The sequence below is a fragment of the Corynebacterium sp. Marseille-P4321 genome, from assembly GCF_903645305.1.
In the GTDB taxonomy this organism is placed as follows: domain Bacteria; phylum Actinomycetota; class Actinomycetes; order Mycobacteriales; family Mycobacteriaceae; genus Corynebacterium.
Genome location: NZ_CAHJXO010000002.1, coordinates 361,611 through 382,091, shown reverse-complemented (window position 1 = coordinate 382,091; position 20,481 = coordinate 361,611). Strand labels below are relative to the sequence as shown.

General features: G+C 63.3%; 22 protein-coding genes. 11 read left to right on the top strand and 11 right to left on the bottom strand.

What is annotated here, in order from left to right; genetic code table 11:
• Positions 1–179 precede the first annotated feature (179 nt).
• Positions 180–707 carry a GNAT family N-acetyltransferase gene (locus HWX32_RS07085; RefSeq protein WP_075467214.1) on the top strand — a complete coding sequence of 176 codons (528 nt, stop codon included), beginning with the start codon at positions 180–182 and terminating at the stop codon, positions 705–707.
• A 19-nt stretch (positions 708–726) separates the two neighbouring features.
• On the opposite strand, the gene HWX32_RS07080 is transcribed toward HWX32_RS07085, so the two are convergent.
• The 5 genes from HWX32_RS07080 to glpX all read right to left on the bottom strand — a co-directional run bounded on the left by HWX32_RS07080 (position 727) and on the right by glpX (position 6,024).
• Positions 727–2,322, bottom strand: a complete 1,596-nt coding sequence (locus tag HWX32_RS07080) for an MDR family MFS transporter (protein WP_175935316.1) — start codon at positions 2,320–2,322, stop codon at positions 727–729.
• Positions 2,316–2,927, bottom strand: coding sequence for a TetR family transcriptional regulator (locus HWX32_RS07075; RefSeq protein ID WP_175935315.1), 612 nt, complete (start codon positions 2,925–2,927; stop codon positions 2,316–2,318). The genes HWX32_RS07080 and HWX32_RS07075 overlap by 7 nt, the downstream gene beginning before the upstream one ends.
• A gap of 27 nt (positions 2,928–2,954) precedes the next feature.
• Complete coding sequence (locus HWX32_RS07070) at positions 2,955–3,458, bottom strand: hypothetical protein (RefSeq protein ID WP_175935314.1); 504 nt, start codon at positions 3,456–3,458, stop codon at positions 2,955–2,957.
• Between the two features lie 46 nt (positions 3,459–3,504).
• Positions 3,505–4,905: a class II fumarate hydratase gene (locus tag HWX32_RS07065; protein WP_175935313.1), complete on the bottom strand. Its 1,401-nt coding sequence runs from the start codon at positions 4,903–4,905 to the stop codon at positions 3,505–3,507.
• Between the two features lie 105 nt (positions 4,906–5,010).
• Positions 5,011–6,024, bottom strand: a complete 1,014-nt coding sequence (gene glpX, locus HWX32_RS07060; protein ID WP_075467167.1) for a class II fructose-bisphosphatase — start codon at positions 6,022–6,024, stop codon at positions 5,011–5,013.
• Between the two features lie 143 nt (positions 6,025–6,167).
• Between glpX and HWX32_RS07055 the strand changes: the two genes are divergently transcribed.
• On the top strand, positions 6,168–6,749 hold the full coding sequence (locus HWX32_RS07055; RefSeq protein ID WP_175935312.1) for a DUF4245 domain-containing protein: 582 nt from the start codon (positions 6,168–6,170) through the stop codon (positions 6,747–6,749).
• Here the strand turns inward: HWX32_RS07055 and HWX32_RS07050 are convergent.
• Positions 6,691–6,978 (bottom strand): exodeoxyribonuclease VII small subunit, encoded by a 288-nt coding sequence (locus HWX32_RS07050; RefSeq protein ID WP_175935311.1) that lies wholly within the window; start codon positions 6,976–6,978, stop codon positions 6,691–6,693. The two genes, HWX32_RS07055 and HWX32_RS07050, sit on opposite strands and share 59 nt — an antisense overlap.
• Before the next feature lie 30 nt (positions 6,979–7,008).
• Positions 7,009–8,250 (bottom strand): exodeoxyribonuclease VII large subunit, encoded by a 1,242-nt coding sequence (gene xseA, locus HWX32_RS07045; RefSeq protein WP_175935310.1) that lies wholly within the window; start codon positions 8,248–8,250, stop codon positions 7,009–7,011.
• A gap of 99 nt (positions 8,251–8,349) precedes the next feature.
• Here xseA and HWX32_RS07040 point away from each other — a divergent pair, with 99 nt between their 5' ends.
• Positions 8,350–9,303, top strand: coding sequence for a 4-hydroxy-3-methylbut-2-enyl diphosphate reductase (locus HWX32_RS07040; protein ID WP_075467178.1), 954 nt, complete (start codon positions 8,350–8,352; stop codon positions 9,301–9,303).
• Between the two features lie 9 nt (positions 9,304–9,312).
• Here HWX32_RS07040 and HWX32_RS07035 read toward each other — a convergent pair whose 3' ends face one another.
• From HWX32_RS07035 to HWX32_RS07025, 3 genes are read right to left on the bottom strand one after another with little or no spacing between them, the layout of a single operon-like run.
• Positions 9,313–9,963, bottom strand: a complete 651-nt coding sequence (locus tag HWX32_RS07035; RefSeq protein ID WP_175935309.1) for a DUF6542 domain-containing protein — start codon at positions 9,961–9,963, stop codon at positions 9,313–9,315.
• Positions 9,964–9,974: 11 nt separating this feature from the next.
• Complete coding sequence (locus HWX32_RS07030) at positions 9,975–10,997, bottom strand: DNA recombination protein RmuC (protein WP_175935308.1); 1,023 nt, start codon at positions 10,995–10,997, stop codon at positions 9,975–9,977.
• A 30-nt stretch (positions 10,998–11,027) separates the two neighbouring features.
• On the bottom strand, positions 11,028–12,410 hold the full coding sequence (locus HWX32_RS07025) for an AI-2E family transporter (RefSeq protein WP_254868326.1): 1,383 nt from the start codon (positions 12,408–12,410) through the stop codon (positions 11,028–11,030).
• Positions 12,411–12,480: 70 nt separating this feature from the next.
• Here HWX32_RS07025 and ychF point away from each other — a divergent pair, with 70 nt between their 5' ends.
• The 8 genes from ychF to HWX32_RS06985 all read left to right on the top strand — a co-directional run bounded on the left by ychF (position 12,481) and on the right by HWX32_RS06985 (position 18,771).
• Positions 12,481–13,569: a redox-regulated ATPase YchF gene (gene ychF / locus HWX32_RS07020; protein WP_075467220.1), complete on the top strand. Its 1,089-nt coding sequence runs from the start codon at positions 12,481–12,483 to the stop codon at positions 13,567–13,569.
• A gap of 18 nt (positions 13,570–13,587) precedes the next feature.
• Positions 13,588–13,737 carry a recombinase family protein gene (locus HWX32_RS07015; RefSeq protein WP_175935056.1) on the top strand — a complete coding sequence of 50 codons (150 nt, stop codon included), beginning with the start codon at positions 13,588–13,590 and terminating at the stop codon, positions 13,735–13,737.
• Positions 13,738–13,964: 227 nt separating this feature from the next.
• The gene (locus HWX32_RS07010) at positions 13,965–15,749 is read left to right on the top strand and encodes a hypothetical protein (protein WP_254868325.1); all 1,785 of its coding nucleotides are present in this window, start codon (positions 13,965–13,967) and stop codon (positions 15,747–15,749) included.
• Positions 15,736–16,470 (top strand): ATP-binding cassette domain-containing protein, encoded by a 735-nt coding sequence (locus HWX32_RS07005; RefSeq protein WP_175935305.1) that lies wholly within the window; start codon positions 15,736–15,738, stop codon positions 16,468–16,470. The genes HWX32_RS07010 and HWX32_RS07005 overlap by 14 nt, the downstream gene beginning before the upstream one ends.
• A gap of 174 nt (positions 16,471–16,644) precedes the next feature.
• Complete coding sequence (locus HWX32_RS07000) at positions 16,645–16,758, top strand: helix-turn-helix domain-containing protein (RefSeq protein ID WP_175935304.1); 114 nt, start codon at positions 16,645–16,647, stop codon at positions 16,756–16,758.
• Between the two features lie 171 nt (positions 16,759–16,929).
• The gene (locus HWX32_RS06995) at positions 16,930–17,952 is read left to right on the top strand and encodes a DUF4192 domain-containing protein (RefSeq protein ID WP_175935303.1); all 1,023 of its coding nucleotides are present in this window, start codon (positions 16,930–16,932) and stop codon (positions 17,950–17,952) included.
• Between the two features lie 160 nt (positions 17,953–18,112).
• Positions 18,113–18,256, top strand: a complete 144-nt coding sequence (locus tag HWX32_RS06990) for a hypothetical protein (RefSeq protein WP_005291046.1) — start codon at positions 18,113–18,115, stop codon at positions 18,254–18,256.
• A gap of 89 nt (positions 18,257–18,345) precedes the next feature.
• The gene (locus tag HWX32_RS06985) at positions 18,346–18,771 is read left to right on the top strand and encodes a single-stranded DNA-binding protein (RefSeq protein ID WP_016456430.1); all 426 of its coding nucleotides are present in this window, start codon (positions 18,346–18,348) and stop codon (positions 18,769–18,771) included.
• Positions 18,772–19,036: 265 nt separating this feature from the next.
• Here HWX32_RS06985 and HWX32_RS06980 read toward each other — a convergent pair whose 3' ends face one another.
• Positions 19,037–20,386, bottom strand: coding sequence for an IS256 family transposase (locus tag HWX32_RS06980; RefSeq protein WP_175935302.1), 1,350 nt, complete (start codon positions 20,384–20,386; stop codon positions 19,037–19,039).
• Positions 20,387–20,481 lie beyond the last annotated feature (95 nt).

Genomic DNA, 20,481 nt, shown 5'->3' with positions numbered 1-20,481 from the left:
CGAACAAATCGACGAGTGGCAAGTGATTGTACGGGCAAAATACATCAACTAACGAATGAGTATACGGTAGCGATAGGTGTCCCTGAGCAGCGTTTGCTGCATCATAAAAAACGGTGCCGACACGCCCTGCTCGCTGGAAACTTGGACGAAGCCGGGCGCTGCTGTGGACAATGGGCCGCATGCAAAAATCGGACTTCTACATCCGGCCGATTCGGCCTGAGGACTACCCGCAGGTCCGCGCGATCTACGAAATGGGCCTGCAGACTGGCAACGCATCCTACGAAACGCAGGGCCAGACCTGGGAGCAGTTTTCGCGCAAAAAAATCATGGAGACGGTTTTTGTCGCCGTGGACGCCGAAGACGATGCAAAGGTGCTTGGCTGGGTGGCGGCTGCGAAGGCGTCGACAAGAAGTGTCTTCCACGGGGTGGTGGAGGATTCCATCTACACCCACCCGGACGCGCGCGGCATGGGTGTGTCTGGGCAACTGCTGGACAAGCTCATCGACACGTGCATTCAGTTGCACAAGTGGTCCATCCACTCGTGGATCTTCCCCGAAAATGAAGGATCCGCGGGACTGCACATGTCCCGCGGATTCGAGAAAGTGGGCACCTTCCACAAGATGGCGAAGATGACCTACGGCGAACGCGAAGGGGAGTGGCGCGACTGCGACATCTACGAACTGATCCTGCCGCGCTCGCGCGGGTAAGAGCCTGAAAACACCAGGCCTAGCTCAGGTCCTCCTTCAGCGGGTCCTCCTTCACCGGCAGCAACAGGAAGAACGCGAGGATCGCGAGCGGAACCATGAGCATGAACACCGGCGTCAGGCCGTCGTTGTAGCTGGACAGCACTACTTCCTTCACGGGGTCCGGCAGGCCTGCGACCATCTCTGGGGTGAGATTGTTCGCGGCACCGTCGCCGAACTCGTTGGCCAGCCTGGCGCCCTCCGGCCCCAGCTTCGCCAGCGCCTCCGGCAGTCGCTCTTCGAGGTGACCACGCATGTTGTGGATGAACAGCGAGCCGGACAGAGATGCGCCGAGCGCCGAGCCGATCTGGCGGAAGAAGTTGTTCGTCGATGTCGCGGTGCCCACCACTGCGAGCGGGAACGAGTTCTGCACGATGAGCACGAGCACCTGCATGACCAGCCCCAGGCCGAAGCCGAAGATGAACATGTACACGCCGAGCGTGGTGAGCGTCGTCGACGGCTCAAGGCGCGAGAACAGGAACAGGCCGATGGCGGCGACCAGCATGCCCACCAGCGGGTAGATCTTGTAGCGCCCCGTCTTCGAGATGATGAAGCCCACGCCCATGCCGGTGAGTAGCATGCCCATGACCATCGGCAGCATCATCAGGCCAGCCTCGGTCGGGGTGAGCTCGTGCACCATCTGCAGGTAGGTCGGCAGGTACGCCAGCGAAGACGTCATGGCGAAGCCGAGCACGGTGCCAGCGGTGGTGGTGAGCACCATGTTGCGGTTCTTAAACAGGTCCATGGGGATGAGCGGGTCGCGCGCACGCTTCTCGACGATCACAAACGCCACCGCCGACACCACCGCCACCGCGATGGTGCTCAGGATGATCGGCGACGTCCACTCGTACTGCGTGCCGCCCCACGTGGTGGTGAGGATGAGTGAGGTAGTCGCCGTGACCATAAACATGGTGCCCAGCCAGTCGACGTCCATGTCCTTCGCCGAGCCCCTGCGCAGGTGCAGCACCGTCGCAGACACCGTCATGGCGAGTAGGCCCAGCGGGATGTTCATCCACAGCGCCCAGCGCCAGCCGGGGCCGTCAGTGAACCAGCCGCCGAGTACCGGGCCGAGCACGGAGGACACGCCGAAGACCGCGCCCATCACGCCCATGTACTTGCCGCGCTCCCGGGCGGGCACGACCTCCGCGATGATGGACTGCGAATTGACCATCATGCCGCCGGCGCCCAAACCCTGGATGGCGCGGCCGATGATCAAAAGCTCCATGGTGTGCGCGAAGCCACCGATGGTGGAGCCGATGACAAACAGCCCGATGCCGCCGATGTAGAGCCACTTGCGCCCGACCATGTCGCCGAGCTTGCCGTTGATAGGCATGGCGATGGTCATAGTGACCAAAAACGCCGAAATGACCCAGCTCATGTGGTCCACGCCGCCGAGCTCGCCAACGATGGTGGGCAACGCGGTGGAGAAAATCATCTGGCCCAGCGAGCTCATCAGCATGGTGAGCAGCAGGGCCGAGAAGACGAGGCCGATGTTGGGCTTCTTAGCGGTGTTTTCTCCGGTGTTTTCCACGGCGTTTTCCCCGGTGTTTTCAACGGCGTCTTGGGCGTTTTCTACCATTTCAGCTCCTGTGCGTACGTAGTGATGTCCTGGGCGGTGCGGCGCAGCCCCTCGACGGGGTCGGCGCAGCCGCTTGCGGCTGGGCTCCAGAGGTACCGCGACAGCGCGGTACGAAAGAGGCCGAGCACGATGTGGGTTTCCCTCTTCGCCTCGCTACCTGCGCGAAGGTCGCTCGGGAACCGCTGGAAGTGATCGTTGAGTGCCGTACCCAGTTCGATGAGCATATGACGTTTGCGGGCTGCCTCCGCGTGCAGCAGCTCCGGGTTGGCCTCCAGGAGCGCGTGACGAATCTCCGGGGTGGGGCCGTAGGCCTCGTCCACCGTGTCCACCGACGCGATGATGAGCTCCAGCATGTTTCCACTCGGCGTCGTGCGGATCCGCTCCAGCGACTCGGCGCTGAACACGAATGGGAACACCCCTAGGACGGCTTCATCCTTGGAGTCCATGTAGTTAAAAAACGTGCGGCGGGAAATCCCGGCGGCGGCGCAGATGTCCTCGACGGTCACGGCGTCGAAGCCGGACTCTTGGACGAGCCGCACCGCCTCGTCGATGATGCGGCGCTTCGTCTCGCGTCGCTTCCTATCCCGAATTCCGTCATTTTGCACGGGGTGCAATATTACACCCGGTGCATTTTAAGGCAAGCCGAGGGAAAGCTCGCCTTCAACCAGGTCTTTTCCACCCTCGGAGTAGGTCAGGTGCACGATTCCGGGCACTTGCTTATCGACGCGCCAGCGTCCCTCACCACCCGGTGCCGGGCAACGCTTTGTCAGGGCGGTGGCGAAGCCCTCGCCGTCGATGAGCGCAGTGCACCCGCTTTGCGGATACGTGATCGACGCGGTGCCGCCCCCGAACGTCGCCACAGCCGGCCACGCGGGTGTCTTCGCCTGCTCGTCCAAGCTGACAAGGGTGCCGGTGTAGGTGCCGGCCAGGGCATCGTCGATAAGCAACTGCTCCGGCGGCAGTGCCGTGACCGTGACCGTGGCCGGAATGCTGCTTTCCGGCTCGGGCCGCGCGGACCAATACGCGCCGGCGAGCGCGATGAGGACGAGCGCGACCGCCAGCGCCGAGACACCCGCGGCGATCCACGGTTTGTTCGAGCCGCCCGCGCCGCGCAGCTCGGAGAAAGAATCAGGCATGAAAAATCCCCAGCAAGTAGACGTTGCTGGGGATCTTAGCCGCTAATTAGTTGCGGTCCGTGTTCGCCATCGCGAGCACGTCGAGGCGCTTGTCCAGCTCCTCCTCGGTGAGCTGCTCGCCGTCCACAAAGCCCAGATCAATCGTGGCCTGGCGGATGGTGATGCCCTCCTTCACCGCGTGCTTCGCAATCTTCGCCGCGTTCTCGTAACCGATCGCCGAGTTCAGCGGGGTCACGATCGACGGGGAAGACTCAGCCAGCGTGCGCATGCGCTCCTCGTTCGGCTCGATGCCGTCCACGAGGCGGGTGGCGAACTGGCGCGAGGTGTTAGCCAGCAGGCGAGCGGACTCGAGCACGTTGCGCGCCATCACAGGGATGAACACGTTCAGCTCGAACTGGCCCTGAGTGCCCGCGAACGCGACCGCCGCGTCGTTGCCGATGACCTGCGCGGAAACCTGCGTCGCAGTCTCGCACAGCACCGGGTTGACCTTGCCCGGCATGATCGAGGAGCCCGGCTGCAGGTCCGGCAGGTGGATCTCGCCGATGCCAGCCAGCGGGCCGGAGCCCATCAGGCGGATGTCGTTGGCGATCTTGTACAGCGAGACCGCCACGGAGCGCATCGCGCCGGAGAACTCGACCAGACCGTCGCGGTTGGCCTGCGCCTCGAAGTGGTTCTTCGCCTCGGACAGCTGCTCAACGCCGGTGAGCTTCACCAGCTCCTCGGTCACCTTCCCGCCGAACTCAGCCGGGGTGTTGATGCCGGTGCCCACCGCGGTGCCGCCGATAGCCAACTCGCCAAGGTGCTCGAGGGTGTTCTTCACGCGCTCGATGCCCAGCTCAATCTGGCGGGCGTAGCCGGAAAACTCCTGGCCCAGGGTGACCGGGGTGGCGTCCATCAGGTGGGTGCGGCCGGACTTGACCACCTCGTGCCACTCGTTCGCCTTCTTATCCAGGGAAGCGTGCAGCACCTCCAACGCCGGGATGAGCACCTCGACCGCCGCCTCCGTCGCCGCGATGTGGGTGGCGGTGGGGAAGGTGTCGTTCGAGGACTGGCCCATGTTCACATGGTCGTTCGGGTGCACCTCGACGCCGTTCGCCTTGCAGATCGACGCGATGACCTCGTTGGTGTTCATGTTCGACGAGGTGCCGGAACCCGTCTGGAATACGTCGATGGGGAACTGGTCGTCGTGCTTGCCGTCCGCGATCTCCTTCGCGGCCGCAATGATGGCGTCAGCCTTCTCTGCGTCGAGGTTGCCCAAGTCCTTGTTCACCTGTGCGCAGGCGGCCTTCAGCAGGCCGAGCGCGCGGATCTGCTGGGACTCAAGGCCGCGGCCGGAGATGGGGAAGTTCTCCACCGCACGCTGGGTCTGCGCGCGCCACAGTGCGTCCTTCGGCACCTTCACTTCGCCCATTGTGTCGTGTTCAATACGGTATTCCTGATCAGCCATGATCATCCTTTGCTGTTTGCCGTTGTGGTAGACACTTACATCTTGCGATTATGCCCGATTGCCCGATGCTGAGGAGCCGATATTGCTCGGACAACCGGGAAGTGTTTACTTCGATTCGGTTGGCTCCGAGTAATCCACCACGGAGTACTCCTGCAGCTTTGCCAGCTGGTGCTGGGACTCCACGAAACGCACGGTGCCGGACTTGGAGCGCATGACAAGCGAGCGCGTCGTCGCGCCGGACTTGCGGTAGGAAACCCCGCGCAGCATGTCGCCGTTGGTCACACCGGTGGCGGCAAAGTAGCAGTTGTCCGAAGACACCAGGTCGTCGAGGCCGATAACCTTCTCTAGGTCGTGGCCCGCGGCGAGGACCGCGTCCTTCTCCTCGTGCGTCTGCGGGGCGAGCATGCCTTGGATCTCGCCGCCGAGGCACTTCATGGCGCACGCGGTGATCACGCCCTCCGGGGTTCCGCCGATGCCCATGGCCAGGTCGATGGAGTTGGTGTTCTGCGCTGCGGCGATCGCGCCGGCGACGTCACCGTCCATGATGAAGCGGACTTTCGCGCCGGCGGCGCGGATGTCCTTGACCAGCTGAGCGTGGCGCGGGCGGTCCAGCACCACCACGGTGACCTCGTCGGAGCGGATGCCCTTGGCTTTGGCGACGGCGTTGATGTTCTCCGCCACCGAAGCACGGATGTCGATGGCGCCCTTCGCCTCCGGGCCAACCGCGATCTTGTTCATGTAGAACGCGTCCTTCGGATCGAACATCGAGCCGCGGTCGGCGGCCGCGATCACGGAGATCGCGTTCGGGCGGCCCTCGGCCATAAGACGCGTGCCGTCGACCGGGTCGACCGCAAGGTCTACCGCGGCGCCCTGCCCGTTGCCCACGTTCTCGCCGTTGTACAGCATCGGGGCTTCGTCTTTTTCGCCCTCGCCGATGACGATGACACCGTCCATGTTCACGGAGTTAATCATCTTGCGCATCGCGTCGACGGCGGCACCGTCGCCCTCGTTCTTCTTGCCGCGGCCCACCCAGCGGCCGGATGCGAGCGCCGCCGCCTCGGTGACTCGCACCAGCTCCATTGCCAGGTTGCGATCCGGAAACATTTCAAGTTCAGCCATGGAAGAGACCTTCCTCATCGGGGGTAAGCGCGCGACGCGCAGTGCCCCTCCATTGTGGCACCTCCGTGTCCGGATTTGGCGACGTTGCCCACCTTTTTGAGGGGATTGCTAGGCGCGCGGGAGCCCGTGACATACTGAAGCCCGTGGCCAACGAGAGTAAACCCCGCATCTTCCAAGACGGTCGCGACATGATGATCAACGCGGCGCTTATCGCCGTGCTCATGATCGTCGCTGTCGGCGCGACCGGCCTGTGCACCTACAACCCAGGCGCGCCGGAGCAGGGCCCGGTGCAGGAGGTAGACGCGGAAACCTTCCTCGACTTGGAGGCCCGCGGCGTGGATTTCCCGGTGCGCTACCCGCAGATGCCGGAGGGCTGGATCACCAACTCTGCTCGCCGCGCCATGATCGCCCAGCAGCCTGCGCCGGTGGTGGGCTGGATCACCCCCGATGGCGGCTTCATCCAGCTCACCCAGACCGGCGCTGCGCCCGATGAGGCGCTTGCGGCATCCGGCGGCCAGGCCCGGGAGCTAGCGCGCACCGTGGAGGTCGCCGGCGCGCAGGCCGAGGTGTACGCCGCGCCGGACGAGCGCGACATCTGGCTCGTCGACGCGGGCGATGCCCGCTTCCTGCTCACAGGCGCGGGCGAGGACCGCGAGTTCGAGGAGATTATTGCGGAGAGCTTATCGACGGCTCCGCTTGCTCCCCAGCAACCTGACGCGAACTAATTGCATCTTCGACGCGCTTCGAGGCTCCGTCGAGAAGCACCTCGCACCGCTTCGCCAGCGCCTCGCCGCGCTCCCAGTACTTCAGGGACTCGTCCAGGCTCATCTGGCCCAGCTCAAGGATCTTCACGGTTTCCACGAGTTCGTCGCGCGCCTGTTCGTAGGTGAGCGTTTCCGGGTCCGGGAAGGCGTTTTCCTGCACTGCGCCCGAGCCGAAGGTGTTTTCTGCCATGATCTTTCTCCTCTTTTATTGATGGGTTCTCTAGTCTGCTGGGGTGGCCGCCATGGATGCGGCGGTAATCGAGCCGTCGCCGACGCGGATGCGGAGCTGGGCGCCGGGTGGGGACTGGGCGATGGTGGTCACCACCTCTGGCTCGCTGCCATCGCGCGGCAGCACCTGCACTACTGAGTAACCGCGGGCCAAGGTAGCCGACGGCCCGAGCGCGGACACCTGGGCCCGCAGCGCCGTAACCCGCTGGGTTTCGGACTGCAAAACGTGAGATATGTCGCGCCGGATCAACATCTGGGCGCGCTGAACCTCCTCGCGGCGCCGCGTGATGGGCAGCATCGGGTCCGCCACCGCGGGGCGGGACCGGAGGGACTCAAGGCCTTCCCGCTCTCGGCGCACCCAGGCGCGGAGGGCGGCGGCTGAGCGGGCACGTGCTTCGTCGATAAGCAACCGCTCCTGCGCCACATCCGGAACGACGCGCTTCGCTGCATCGGTGGGGGTGGCGGCGCGCACGTCGGCGACATTGTCCAGCACCGGGTTGTCCGGCTCGTGCCCGATGGCGGAAATGACCGGGGTATTGGCGGCGGCGACGGCGCGCTGCAGCGCTTCCTCCGAAAACGGCAGGAGGTCTTCGACCGACCCGCCGCCGCGGGCGATGATGATCACGTCCACGTCCGGGTTTGCGTCTAGCTGGCCGAGCGCCTCAATGACCGCTGGCACCGTGGTGGGGCCCTGGACCGGGGTGTTGATGATCTCGAACTGCACCGCGGGCCAGCGTCCCTGCGCCACCGTCACCACGTCGCGTTCGGCGGCCGAGCCGCGGCCGGTGATCAACCCCACCTTCTTCGGCAAGTAGGGCAGTGGTTTCTTCCGCTCTGCCGCGAACAACCCCTCCGAAGCGAGCGTGCGACGCAGCTGCTCGATGCGCGCCAACAGCTCGCCCGCACCGACGTGCCGGATCTCGGTGACGCGCATGGAGAACGACCCGCGCCCCTCGTAGAACGAGGGTTTGCCGAACACCACCACGCGGTCGCCGTCTTTGAGCGGGGCAGTCATGCCCATGAGCAGCGAGGTATCCGCGGTGAGACCCACCGAGACGTCCTTCTGCGTGTCCCGCAGCGTGAGGTACGACAACTTCCACGTCGGCTTCGTGTTGATTTGGGTCAGTTGCCCCTCAATCCACAACCACCCCAGCCGTTCCACCCACCCCCGCACCGAGGCGTTGAGCTGCGCCACCGACCACGGCGCCTCCGGGCTACTTTTCGATTCCGCCACAGCACGCTCCTTTCCGCTTGTTGCGCTTGGCTTAGACTACATCGCGGCCCGACGCGGGCCGCCTTATGTTTTTGACGTTGATTCGTTAGTGTTGGTTCCATGCCAAATCAGGGAAAAAACGTGCTGCTCGCATCCCCCCGCGGTTACTGCGCCGGGGTGGACCGCGCAGTGGAGACCGTTGAGAAGGCTCTGGAGAAGTACGGTGCCCCCGTTTACGTGCGCAAAGAGATCGTGCACAACAAGTACGTCGTGGAAACGCTGGAACAACGCGGCGTAATCTTCGTCGACGAGACCGATGAGGTGCCCGAGGGCTCCCACCTCGTGTTCTCCGCCCACGGCGTGTCTCCGGCCGTGCGCGAGTCCGCCGCCCAGCGCAACCTGCTCACCCTCGACGCGTCCTGCCCGCTGGTGACCAAGGTGCACAACGAGGCGAAGCGCTTCGCCCGCGACGGCTACCACATCCTGCTGGTCGGACACGAGGGCCACGAGGAGGTCGAGGGCACCGCGGGCGAGGCACCCGAGGTGACCCACCTGGTGGACGGCATCGACGGGGTGAAGCGGTTGCCGGACTTCCCGGAGGACCAAAAGCTGGTGTGGCTGTCCCAGACGACGCTCTCGGTCGACGAGACCATGGAGATCGTCAACGTCCTGCACGAGCGGTACCCCAACCTGGAGAACCCGCCGAGCGACGACATTTGCTACGCCACCCAGAACCGCCAGGCCGCGGTTAAGGAAATCGCGCCGCGCTGCGATCTGGTCATCGTAGTCGGCTCCCAGAACTCGTCGAACTCGAAGCGCTTGGTGGAGGTGGCACTCGACGCAGGCGCGGGGGCCGCGCACCTGGTGGACTACCCCTCGCAGATCGACGACGCGTGGCTCGACGGAGTGACCACCATCGGCGTGACCTCGGGCGCTTCGGTGCCGGACATTTTGGTGCGCGAGGTGCTCGACTATCTCGCCGAGCGCGGGTACGCGGACGTTGAACAGGTCACCACCACGGTGGAGACAATTACGTTTGCGCTGCCGCGCGACCTGCGCGTGCCGAAGCGCTAACAGGCGTTCCTAGCCGCGGTACAGGTCGTCGCCGAGGCGCTCAACCACGCGGGTGGTGCCCCGGCTCTGCTTCGAGGTCTGCCGCGTGCGCTCGGAGTTGGCGCGCTCCAGCAGCTCCTGCACCGGTACCGACTTGGCGCGTTCGCGCGCCCTGCGACCCTGCGTGTTCGTGCGTTGGTTGCTGGCTTGGCGCTGGCTGCGCTCCGCCGATTCGTACTTGCGGATGGATGCGTTGCGCCGCTCGATCAGCCAGATGCGAAGCACCGCGATGAGCAGTGAACCCACCGTGACGCTAAACAGCAGGGGAAAGAACTGCGCCACCGGGTAGCCGAGGAAGAGCAGTGCGGTTTTCGACGAAAACCCGCCCCTCGAGATTTCATCCAGCGACATGAGATACCCCGTGGCCACCAGCGCCACCACGAACAGCAGGGGAGCCGAGGTGACGGTGAGGAACAGCCCCTTCGGGTTCACCAGCGTGGTCACGGCAATCACGGCTACCGCGTACAAGGCGAGCAGCGGCCAGGAGATGGCCCCGGCGGACAGTGAAATCAGCGCGCCGGTGAACAGCGCCGCGAAGATGATGCCGATGCCGGACGCGGTTGGCAGCCCGAGAAAGGTAGCGTTCGGGCTGGGCTGGTTCCGGTACGACTGGGTAGACACGCTGCGTTAGTTTACCCGTCGAAGCGCCGCGCCCTCGCTGAGACATGGTGTAACTCCGGCGCCGCCTTCGATGAGGCCGGCACCTGCGCCTGCTCCAGCTTGCGAGCGGTGACCATGACGCGCGAATCCATCGAGGCGAGCGTGGCGTTGTACGCTTCGACGGCCTTCTCCAGGGAGGTGCCCACTCGGTTGTAGTGCTCCGCCATGGTTGACAGTCGGTGGTGCAACTCCGACCCCAGCCGCTGGATCTCCTGCGCTGACTGCGCCAGCGATTCCTGGCGCCACCCGAGGGCGACGGTGCGCAGCAGGGCAAACAGGGTGGTTGGGGTGGTGATGGCTACGCCGCGGGCGAAGGCGTACTCCAAAAGCTCCGGGTCTACGGCTAGCGCCGCGTCCAGGAACGGGTCGGCCGGCACGAAGAGCACCACGAACTCAGGGGTGGGTTGAAACGCCTCTAGGTAGCGCTTCGACGACAACGTGTCCACGTGGTGCCGCAGCAGGTTGACGTGCCGGTTCAGATACGCCTGCCGCTCCTCCGGGTCGTCGGTGTTCAGCGCGTCGAGGTACGCGCCGAAGGGGACCTTGGCGTCCACCACCACGCGGCGATCCTGGGTGAGGCGGATGACCATGTCGGGGCGCACCGCGGAGCCGTCGATAAGCACATGCTCCTGCACCTCGAAATCCACATGCTCCAACATTCCGCCGAGCTCGACGACGCGCTCGAGCTGCACCTCGCCCCAGCGGCCCCGGGTCTGCGGCGAGCGCAGCGCGGTGATGAGCTGGTCCGTGCGGTCCTGTAGGCGGGCCGAGGTGCGCCCGATTGCCTGTACCTGTCCTGCGAGATTGTTCGAGGTGAGCGCCTGCTGCTTGCTGATGGCGTCCAGCTCGTCGCGCATGTCCCGCAGCGCGCGGGCGACCGGCTTGAAATCCGGCGCTGGCTCAGGCGGGTGGCGCGTGGCGCCGAGGAGGAACCCGCACGCAAGGCCCAGCACAAGGCCGGTGATGAGGAAAAGTAGGGCAGTGGCTGTCGACATGCACTGCAGTCTGGCACACGGCCCGACGCGCTACTCCCTTGGTTCGGAAGGATGTTCGATAGTGCGGGACTTGCGTAGCCTCTCGCCAGCTTCTTTAATGCGCTTCCAGCTCGTCGAGCCGAGCGGGCGCTGCGATCGCTCGTCCTGCTCATTGTCCGTGACGGGTTCCTTCGCCCACTCGCGCTCCCCACGCCACTCCTGACGCTTGTGCACGCTCTCTTGCTCGTCGATCTCAGCGATGAGCTGGCCCTCCGGGGTGACGAAAGTGATGTCGTCCGCCCCCATCTCGCCGGAGTTGATGCGCAGCATATCCAGCAGGTAGCGGTACGCCACCGCCACCATCGCCGCGACCGGCACGGCAAGGAAGGCGCCCACGAGACCGAACAGGCCGCCGCCGATGGTCACGGAAACCAGCACAATCACCGGGTGGAGATTCATGGCGCGCGACTGCAGCATCGGGGAGAGGATGTTGCCCTCGAGCTGCTGCACCGCAATGACGATGGCCAGCACGATGAGCGCCTCGGTAAAGCCCAGCGACACCAGGGCGACCAACACTGCCAACGCGCCGGCGACCACGGCACCGACGATCGGGATGAAGCCAGCCACGAAAGTGATCACTGCCAGCGTGAACGCCATCGGCACGCCGACGATGGAGATGCCCACGCCGATAAAGACAGCGTCGATAAGCGAAACGACTGCCTGCGCGCGGATGTAGCCCGACAGCGTGTTCCACGAGCGGGTAAGCAGCTCAGTGGCGTGCAGGCCGGTGCGCCCACCCGTGGCGGAGCGCAGCCACGGCAGGAACCGGTGGCCGTCTTTGAGGAAGAAGAACGTGACCACCAAGATCACCATGAGGGTCACCGTCAGGCCGGCCGCGGTGCCGATGCCTGAGAACACGCCGCCAGCGATGGCGCCCGCCTGGTTTTGGATCCACTGCGCGATTTCATTGACCGCGGTGTTGATGTTGTCCGGGTCCACGTTCAGTGGCGGGCCCTGCAGCCACAGTTGGATTCGCTGCACGCCTTCGAGGGCCTGCAGATAGAGCAGGCGGGACTGGCCAATGATGTCGGGAGCGATGAGCATGGCCAGCGCCGCCAGCGCGCCAACGAATATCAACAGCGTGAAGAACGCGGCGAGGCCAGAGGGCAGGCCAGCGCGACGCATCGAGGTGGAGATGGGGGAGAGCACCGTGCACACGATCAGCGCCAGCGTCATCGGCAAGATGCCCGCCCAGAACGCGCCGATGATCTTCGCCAGCACGTACAAAAACACTGCGATGACAATCATCTGCAGCGTGAACTTCGCGGTGGAAGAGATCCATTCGCCGAACACCACGCTGCGGTCCACGCGGTCATCTCTTAAGTTTTCGGCCTGCTTCGCGCCGCCGTGGGTGTCGGTTTGGGTCTCGCTCACACGCACCATTGTGCACCATCGCATGGTGCTTTGCGACGACGCCTACCGGGCGTGCACTAGCATGGTCGAGGTGAGCCTTACTCTTGGAATTGTCGGTCTGCCCAACGTTGGTAAATCCACCCTGTTTAACGCGCTGACGCGCAACGAGGTGCTTGCGGCCAACTACCCCTTCGCCACCATCGAGCCCAACGTGGGCCTGGTTGAGCTGCCGGATCCGCGCTTGGACCGGCTGGCGGAGATCTTCGACTCGGAGCGTGTGCTGCCCGCGACGGTGTCCTTCGTGGACATCGCCGGCATTGTCAAGGGTGCGTCCGAGGGCGAGGGCATGGGTAACGCCTTTCTGGCCAACATCCGTGAGGCGGACGCGATCTGCCAGGTGGTGCGCGCTTTCAGCGACGACAACGTGATCCACGTCGACGGCCAGGTCAACCCCTCGAGCGACATTGACGTGATTAACACCGAGCTCATCCTCGCCGACCTGCAGACTATTGAGAAGGCCTTGCCGCGCCTGGAGAAGGACGGCCGCAAGGACAAGGACATCGCCGCCCAGGCCGAGGAAGCCAAGAAGGCCCAGGCGGTGCTCGAGGACGGCCGCACCCTCTTCGCCGCTTCCAAAACCGGCGATATTGACCTGCCGCTGCTGCACCACCTGCACCTCATGACGGCGAAGCCCTTCCTCTACGTCTTCAACTCCGACGAGGCGGTGCTCACCGACGAGGCGAAGAAGCAGGAGCTGCGCGAGCTCGTCGCCCCCGCCGAGGCGGTCTTCCTCGACGCGCAGACGGAGACGGAGCTGCTTGAGCTTGACGACGAGGACGCGGCCGAACTCCTCGCCGCCGTCGGACAGGACGAGCCGGGACTGCAGACGCTGGCCAAAGCCGGTTTCGACACCCTCGGGCTACAGACCTACCTCACCGCGGGGCCGAAGGAGGCGCGCGCGTGGACGATCCGCAAGGGCGACACCGCCCCGAAGGCCGCAGGCGTGATTCACACCGACTTCGAGAAGGGCTTCATCAAGGCGGAGATCGTCGCGTTCGACGACCTCGACCAGCTCGGCTCCATGGCTGAGGCTCGCGCCCACGGCAAGGTGCGCCAGGAGGGCAAAGACTACGTGATGGTGGACGGCGACGTCGTGGAGTTTCGTTTCAATGTAACCTAAATGCGCTATGAATAGCGTATGACTACACGCGCTGCTATTTACCTCCGTATCTCGTTAGATGCTGCCATGGACGGCCTCGCCATCGACCGGCAGCGTCAGGACTGCGAAGCCCTCGCCGAGCAACGCGGCTGGGACGTCGTGCATAGCTACTACTACAACTTCTGCTAGAACTCATGCGCATTCGACCCCTAGTACTTGGGCTTTTGAGCCTACTTCTTGCTGCAGTCATCGCGACTACTGGGTGGCTGCTGACAGCCCTGGTTGACTCCACCAAGCCCTTGTCCTTAGGGGTCGAATCAACCTTTAGTCTTGACTACGTCGAGCCTAAGACTTCACTCGCGGAGGAACTTGAGTCAGACTACGCACCGACGGTAATCCGTAACTCACTGGTTTCATTGGCCGAGCAGAACGGCTACTTCATCTACCGGCTGACTGGCACCGATGACGCAAGCGGGACTTCCCACGAGGTTTTCATCCCGCTGGAGCAAAATTATCCAGCACCGGAACGCATTCCCCGGCTCAACCGGCCGGATGCCTTGAGCCAAGCGGCCAGTGAGCTTGGGTCGCTGGATTACCACGGTGACTACGTCTTGGTTCCCAAAGCAACGGGTGGCAATGCGAACCACTTCTACGAATCGGCCAGGAATGACGGGCTCAGGCTAAGCGAAAAGACGCAGTTCCTTCACCTCATCCAATCGGTCGTATTCCGCCTGCCCGCGTTGGTGGCGATCCTGTTTCTATTTGTCGTTTCCCTTTTTGCCCTGGTATTTGTTCTTCGGGTTTCCGGTCTTAGATTGGCAGCGCTGCGCACAATAAATGGCGGGCACCGCAGTCAAAAAGGCAATTGGCGGCAATGGACCTTTGTCATCCTCCCGCACCTAGTTCTCATTGGCCTTGCGAGTACATTCCTCGCCCGCCAAGGGAGCTATTCTTTTGCCCTCCTGTTCCTCAGGTTCTACGCCGCCGGGATAGGCTTGGCCCTGGCTACCACCGGTTTGGCCGTAGCCGTCACCGCCCCATTGTTGCGCCGCGCAGTAGCGCTGCTGGGGCAGCGTGCCCCCGCAGAGAAGGCGGCGGGAAAAGCGCTGAAAGTAATTTCGGTCTTTACCTGCGTGACCTTTGTAGCAGCGGGTCTTAGCTCAGCGGCTGCGCTCCGCTCCTACCAGCAGGAATCCGAGGCCCAGCAGACCTGGAAATCTCTCGCGGAGTTTGGAGCCTTGCATTTTTCAGCCAACTTCGACGGCCCTGCTGGCCGCGTGGAAGGAGGCGAGCTCTTGCCGCCCAGTCTGCAGCAGAACTTCCGCGACTTCGCGCTCAGCTGGGAACGGGAGCACGGGGCTGTCCTCAGCCATACTTTGCCGAAAGAAGGTACCGGTGTGCCGGACTCCTGCCCCGTGGCACTTGCTAACCGCCAATGGCACGATCTGCAGGATTATCAGTTCCGTCCCGGAGACGACAACCACTCGGTCGACTATTCCGCAGCCCAAGAGCATTTCGCAGCTTCCGTGGATCTGTGGGCTCAGGAATCCGGCGACCTGCTCCTTAAATCTGCGCAAATTGGTCCGGTCAGTGCCGATCATGCGGTCGGATTCATTAGTGGAACAATGTCGGGGGAACTGGTTCCCGGCGATTGTTTTTACGTGCTTGAAACGGACGATCTATCCGGCTTCGACGCAGACTTCCTAAGCTCCACAGCTTCGAGTGAAAATTTGCTCTTCGCGGATTTCTCGGAACTGGGTCCAGAACTTACCGCTGCCGGCCTCGAAGGCTACGTCTACCCGGTACGCGCCGCCGATCGCGGTCTGGCCGAACTAGTAGCCAGCACGGCGCTGTTCTGGCTGAGTATCCTGAGCGCCCTCGGAGCTTTGCTCGCCACGCTTGCGGCCTTGATAGTCCAGGCGCGCATCCAGCTCCGAGTTCACCGTCGCCTCCTGGTACTCCTCCACAGCGCTGGGCAATCACCGGACAAAACGATGTGGCGACTATTCAAAAGCCAACTGGTCAGCCTGACAGTTGTCGTCATATTGTCCGTCCTGGCTCCGCTACTGCTTCCCAACCCGTTCCTCTACACCTTCACCGCGCTAAGCTGCCTTGTCTTAATCGTCTACCTCGGTTTTGTCCGTCTCAGTATTTCTCAGCACATGTCCGCCTCCCCTAGGAGTCACAATGTCATTGGCTAGCCCCAATCAGCCCCCCACTCTGCCGCCGGAGATTTCCACCTCTCATCTCTGTCTCGCCGCGGAGTCGACTTTTTCTGTGGGGCGCAGCACGCGGATGGTGAAGAAGTCCCTCGTGGAAAATGCAACGTTTTCCCTACCCGGGCCAGGCTTTGTCGCCATCTGTGGAGCCAGCGGTTCCGGAAAGACTTTGCTGCTCAACACCTTGGCCGGGCTCCTGCCGCCGGCGGACGGCCTCCTCCGGATAGACGGTGAGAATGCCTCCGCGTGGAGGATGAAGCGGAGGCGGAGGTTCTGGCGAGAACGCGCAGCGATAATCCACCAAGACCACGGAATCATTCCCGAACTAAGCTGCGAAGATAACCTCACCCTCGGGCTATCCAGGAAGCAATACTCCAAAGAAGAATTGCTGCACTCCCTCGGCGAAGTCGGTCTTGATGTCCCCTTCGACGGGCCGGCAGCTATTCTCAGCGGAGGCGAGCAGCAGCGGCTGGCGATCGCCCGAGCCCTGCTCCGCGGCGCGGCTTATGTGTTCGCTGACGAGCCGACCGCCTCCCTCGACCCCACTAACCGCGACCAAGTTATCGCGCTCCTGCGGCGAGCTGCGGACGGGGGCGCACTCGTTCTGGCCGCCACGCACGATGCCGCAGTTATTGCTGCCGCTGACAGCACCTTGCGCATCAATGATCGCCAGGTCACAGTCTCCGGCTCTGCGCGGGATTAAATCGCGATGCCCGCGGCCTTGGCCACCTTCCGGTACCCGGCCGCATGGTCCGCGACGCTGGCGTGGGCGTTGAGTCCGCTGGAGTTGTCGAGCACGGGCCTGACCCCCGGAAAGTAGACACGTCGGGGGTTAGCTATGCTGCTTGGGTCAGCGTAGCTGACTGAGCAGGCGCAGATGGCAAAGGAGCTTATCGAGGGCGGTAAGTCCGTCAGCGCTGTAGCGCGCACCTTCAACGTCTCGCGGCCGACGATCTATCGCGCTCTCAAGCGCATCGAAGCCGACGCTTAGGCACAGGCTGCGTCGCTAGCGCCCGCACCCGGCAAGCCGAGCACCAGGCTGCGCTAGCGACGCTCGGCGCACATGAGTGCTGCACTGCTGGGATACGCCTGCGACCGGCAGAGCCGGGCCGAATACGGGATTGACCACGTACACCCCGTATTCGTGCAAAGGAGCACTGCCATGTCCACTCATTCCCACACGCTTGCATCCCACGGCGAGATCCTCGCGAACCTCCCCGGCATCCTCGGCTTCTACCCGAACAACTCGCTGATCCTCGCGTTCTTCGTCGACGACGAGGGTGTCGACACCATCCGCCTCGGCCCGGTCGCACGGTTCGACCTGGACGAAGCTGTTGCAAAGCTCACCGAGAGCCGCGAGCGGTTCGCAGCGTGGGTCCACCACCTCGAACTCGACGCTGTTATCGCGTACATGATCAGCGACGACATTGCACAACCGATCTTTGACGAAACGGCCACGTACCTCGCCAGCGGGGCAGTGCACCTACCGCCGCTGCTCGGGGTGGTGCAGGTGCCTGAGATCGTTACCGGGGCTGCGTGGTGGTCTGTGTATCAGCATCCGCTCATCGACGAGCCGCGCCACGGCGTTGTCGGCGAGGTCGCCGCATCGGCGGCGCTGCGGCAGATGCTAGAGCACACCGGCGAGCTGCCGGAGCCGAGCAAAGACGACATTGAGGCACGGTTGAACAGCACCGATCACGGCATCGACGCCGCCGAGCACGCCGACATTATTGAAGACGCGCTGGCCTACGTCCCGCCCATGTTCTCAGACATGCTGCAGCGTGAGTATGAGCAGGCGGCGGCAGGGATCACCCAGCCGAGCACTCGCGCTGTTCGATCGGCGCTGAAATGCTTCACCACGCCGCGCTTGCGAGACACGCTGCTTGCGGCACTGCTCGATGACCCGCAGGCGGGCCTTGCGTTCATAGAGAAGGTTATGCGCGCTGTCCCGACCAGCTGGCCGGGGATGCGCGCCCAGCTCACCGCCACTGTTGCCGTGCTCGCCCACGCCACCGGCCAGCCGGGACTAGCTGGCGTGGCTGCGCAGCGAGCCACCGAGATCGGACCAGACGAAAACTTCCCGTCGTTGGTCGCAAAGCTGACCGACATCGGCCAGGGCGAGCGGATGGTCGAGCTTGTCCGCGAGGGCGCCGAGAAGACTCGCACGATCTTGTTTGCCGAGTAGCACCATCTACCCCGTTGCAGCGATGCAACGGGGTTTCTTTTTCTCGCGGGGCCGTGGCCTGCAGAGATGCACACCTAGCGGGGCGGGGGAGAACCCCCCTAGACAGCAGAGCTGTCTCCAACAGACGGATTGACCATCAATCCGAACAAGGAGGCACCTGGTGCGCGACTTCATCCACACCGACCTGGAACTGCTCTACCAGCTCGCCGACGGCATCGACGGCGAGGACGCCGATCCGGGCGCAGCGCAAGAACTGCGCGACCTAGAGGCGGCAGGCACGCCGCTGCCCTGGGCAGTGCTGTAACGACAGCTCAACCCCCGCAGCGGCAAAGCCGCTGCTTAAGTACCCAAATTGCACGGCAAATCACACCCACTCACGTAAGGAGAACCATCATGTCCAACCCCTTCAACAACGGCACCATCGTCGGCAACGCAGCTCGCGCACCCAAGCTGTTCGAGCACGCAAACGGCGGCGCGACGGTGAAGCTCAGCGTCTATGCGCGCAACACCTTCAAGAACAAGTCCACCGGCAAGGTGGAAAGCGAGATCGTGGAGCTGACCGGCTACGTCCAGGACGCCGCGAACCCCGGTGTGTTCGGCTGCATCGGCTCCGGCGATCGCGTTGCGGTGAGCTACTCGCTCAAGACCGACGTCTACACCGACAAGGACGGTGTGAAGCAGTACCCGCTGGTGGCGCGCATCGACACGGTGCAGCTGATCGATTCCAAGAAGGAGTCCGCTGCTCGCGCTGCCCGTCGCGGAGGCGAGGCGGCGACCGCCGCCCTGGCTGGCGCTGAGGGCGAAGAAGTACCGTTCTAACTACGAAACCCCGCAGGGAAACCTGCGGGGTTATTTTTTCAACCATTTCACACGCCAATTTGCTGCGAATCACTTGTGCAGTTTTACGGTGCAGTGGTGCGGTGCTTTTACTGGCGTTTCTGCTGCGCAACTCACTGCACTATGTAGTGTCTGTGACATTTCATTAACACGTAGGTTGCACTGTGTATTGGGCACCCATTTCATCGACACGTTTACTGCGCAATCAAATGGAGGGTGTCCGATTCTTTGTGTGCGGGGGCTTGGTTTACAAGTAGTCCGCGAATCGGTCTGGGTAGGCCACGGCTAGTTGGTTGATGGCTTGTTTCCAGCCTATGGCTTTCGCCCCTTCAATATAGCCGTTGCATTCGATATCCCGCTTCGCCTTCTTCGCCCGCTGGGCAGCGCGCTTGTCCTCGATGTTGCAGATCATCAGCCACAGCGTTTTCAACGCCGCGGTGTCGTTCGGGAACTGCCCGCGGTTGCGGGTGGCTTTACGCAGTTCAGCGTTCAGTGATTCGATCGAATTCGTGGTGTAGAGCACCCGGCGGGCTGCCGGCGGGAACTGCAGAAACGGCACAAACCGATCCCACGCGTCGCGCCACACCTTCACCGACTGGGGGTAGCGCCGCCCAAGCTCAGATGCTTCGAACGCGTCCAAGGCGGCACGGGCGGTGTCCTCGTTGGCGGCCGTGTAGACCTCACGTAGCGCACGGGAGACACCTTTGCGGTCCTGATACGACACCCACCGGTTCGCAGCTCGAATCAGGTGCACGATGCAGGTCTGCACCATCGAATTCGGCCAGGTCGCTTCCACCGCATCGGGCAAACCCTTAAGCCCGTCGCAGCACACGATGAACACGTCCTGGACGCCACGGTTGGCCAGATCCGCGCAGACTGATGCCCAGAATGCGGCACCTTCGTTATCGGCGATCCACAATCCCAGGATGTGCTTGATGCCGTCCATGTCCACACCGACAGCCATGTAGCAAGACTTGTTGACCACGCGGTGGCCATCACGGATTTTCACGCGCAGCGCGTCGAGGAAGATCACGGGGTAAAACTCGTCCAACTGGCGGTGTTGCCACAGCATCACCTCATCGAGTACCGCGTCGGTGATCGTACTGATGGTATCCGGGCTCATATCCACACCCAGGGTGGTTGCAAGGTGGTGCTGGATATCACGCACCGTCATCCCGCCGGCGTACAGCGAGATGATCATGTCATCGAGTTCAGTGAGCCTGCGCGCGCCTTTGGGCACCATCTGCGGGCGAAACGTTCCCGCCCGGTCTCTCGGCATGGTCACTTCGATTGGGCCGTAGCCGGAATCGACGGTCTTGGTGTACGACCCGTTGCGGTGGTTGCCGCCACCAGAATCTGTTACCTGGGCTTTCGCTTTGCGGTCGGAGTGTTCGTAGCCCAAATGGGCATCCATCTCCGCCTGCAGGCCGGCGTTGATCGACGCCTGCAAAAGCCCCTTGACCAGCTCGCTGGCGTCGTCGGTGGAGGTAGACAGCTCCCCGATGAGCTTTGCGAGCTCGGGGTTATCCATCAGCTTCTCGCTGATCTCGTTGACCCTCGCCGGGTCATGGCCTTTCTTCGGTGACACCGTAGTCATTATCGGTGAAACTCCTTCAGATCAGAGCCTCACACACAAACTTCCTGACACCCTCATCAAATGCCCTGTCACTTTAATGACATGTGAATTGGGCA

Coding starts and splice junctions, on each gene's coding strand:
- HWX32_RS07085 (WP_075467214.1), top strand. CDS start 180: ATGCAAAAATCGGACTTCTACATCCGGCCGATTCGGCCTGAGGACTAC.
- HWX32_RS07080 (WP_175935316.1), bottom strand. CDS start 2,322: ATGGTAGAAAACGCCCAAGACGCCGTTGAAAACACCGGGGAAAACGCC.
- HWX32_RS07070 (WP_175935314.1), bottom strand. CDS start 3,458: ATGCCTGATTCTTTCTCCGAGCTGCGCGGCGCGGGCGGCTCGAACAAA.
- HWX32_RS07065 (WP_175935313.1), bottom strand. CDS start 4,905: ATGGCTGATCAGGAATACCGTATTGAACACGACACAATGGGCGAAGTG.
- glpX (WP_075467167.1), bottom strand. CDS start 6,024: ATGGCTGAACTTGAAATGTTTCCGGATCGCAACCTGGCAATGGAGCTG.
- HWX32_RS07050 (WP_175935311.1), bottom strand. CDS start 6,978: ATGGCAGAAAACACCTTCGGCTCGGGCGCAGTGCAGGAAAACGCCTTC.
- HWX32_RS07040 (WP_075467178.1), top strand. CDS start 8,350: ATGCCAAATCAGGGAAAAAACGTGCTGCTCGCATCCCCCCGCGGTTAC.
- HWX32_RS07030 (WP_175935308.1), bottom strand. CDS start 10,997: ATGTCGACAGCCACTGCCCTACTTTTCCTCATCACCGGCCTTGTGCTG.
- HWX32_RS07015 (WP_175935056.1), top strand. CDS start 13,588: ATGACTACACGCGCTGCTATTTACCTCCGTATCTCGTTAGATGCTGCC.
- HWX32_RS07005 (WP_175935305.1), top strand. CDS start 15,736: ATGTCATTGGCTAGCCCCAATCAGCCCCCCACTCTGCCGCCGGAGATT.
- HWX32_RS07000 (WP_175935304.1), top strand. CDS start 16,645: ATGGCAAAGGAGCTTATCGAGGGCGGTAAGTCCGTCAGCGCTGTAGCG.
- HWX32_RS06995 (WP_175935303.1), top strand. CDS start 16,930: ATGTCCACTCATTCCCACACGCTTGCATCCCACGGCGAGATCCTCGCG.
- HWX32_RS06985 (WP_016456430.1), top strand. CDS start 18,346: ATGTCCAACCCCTTCAACAACGGCACCATCGTCGGCAACGCAGCTCGC.
- HWX32_RS06980 (WP_175935302.1), bottom strand. CDS start 20,386: ATGACTACGGTGTCACCGAAGAAAGGCCATGACCCGGCGAGGGTCAAC.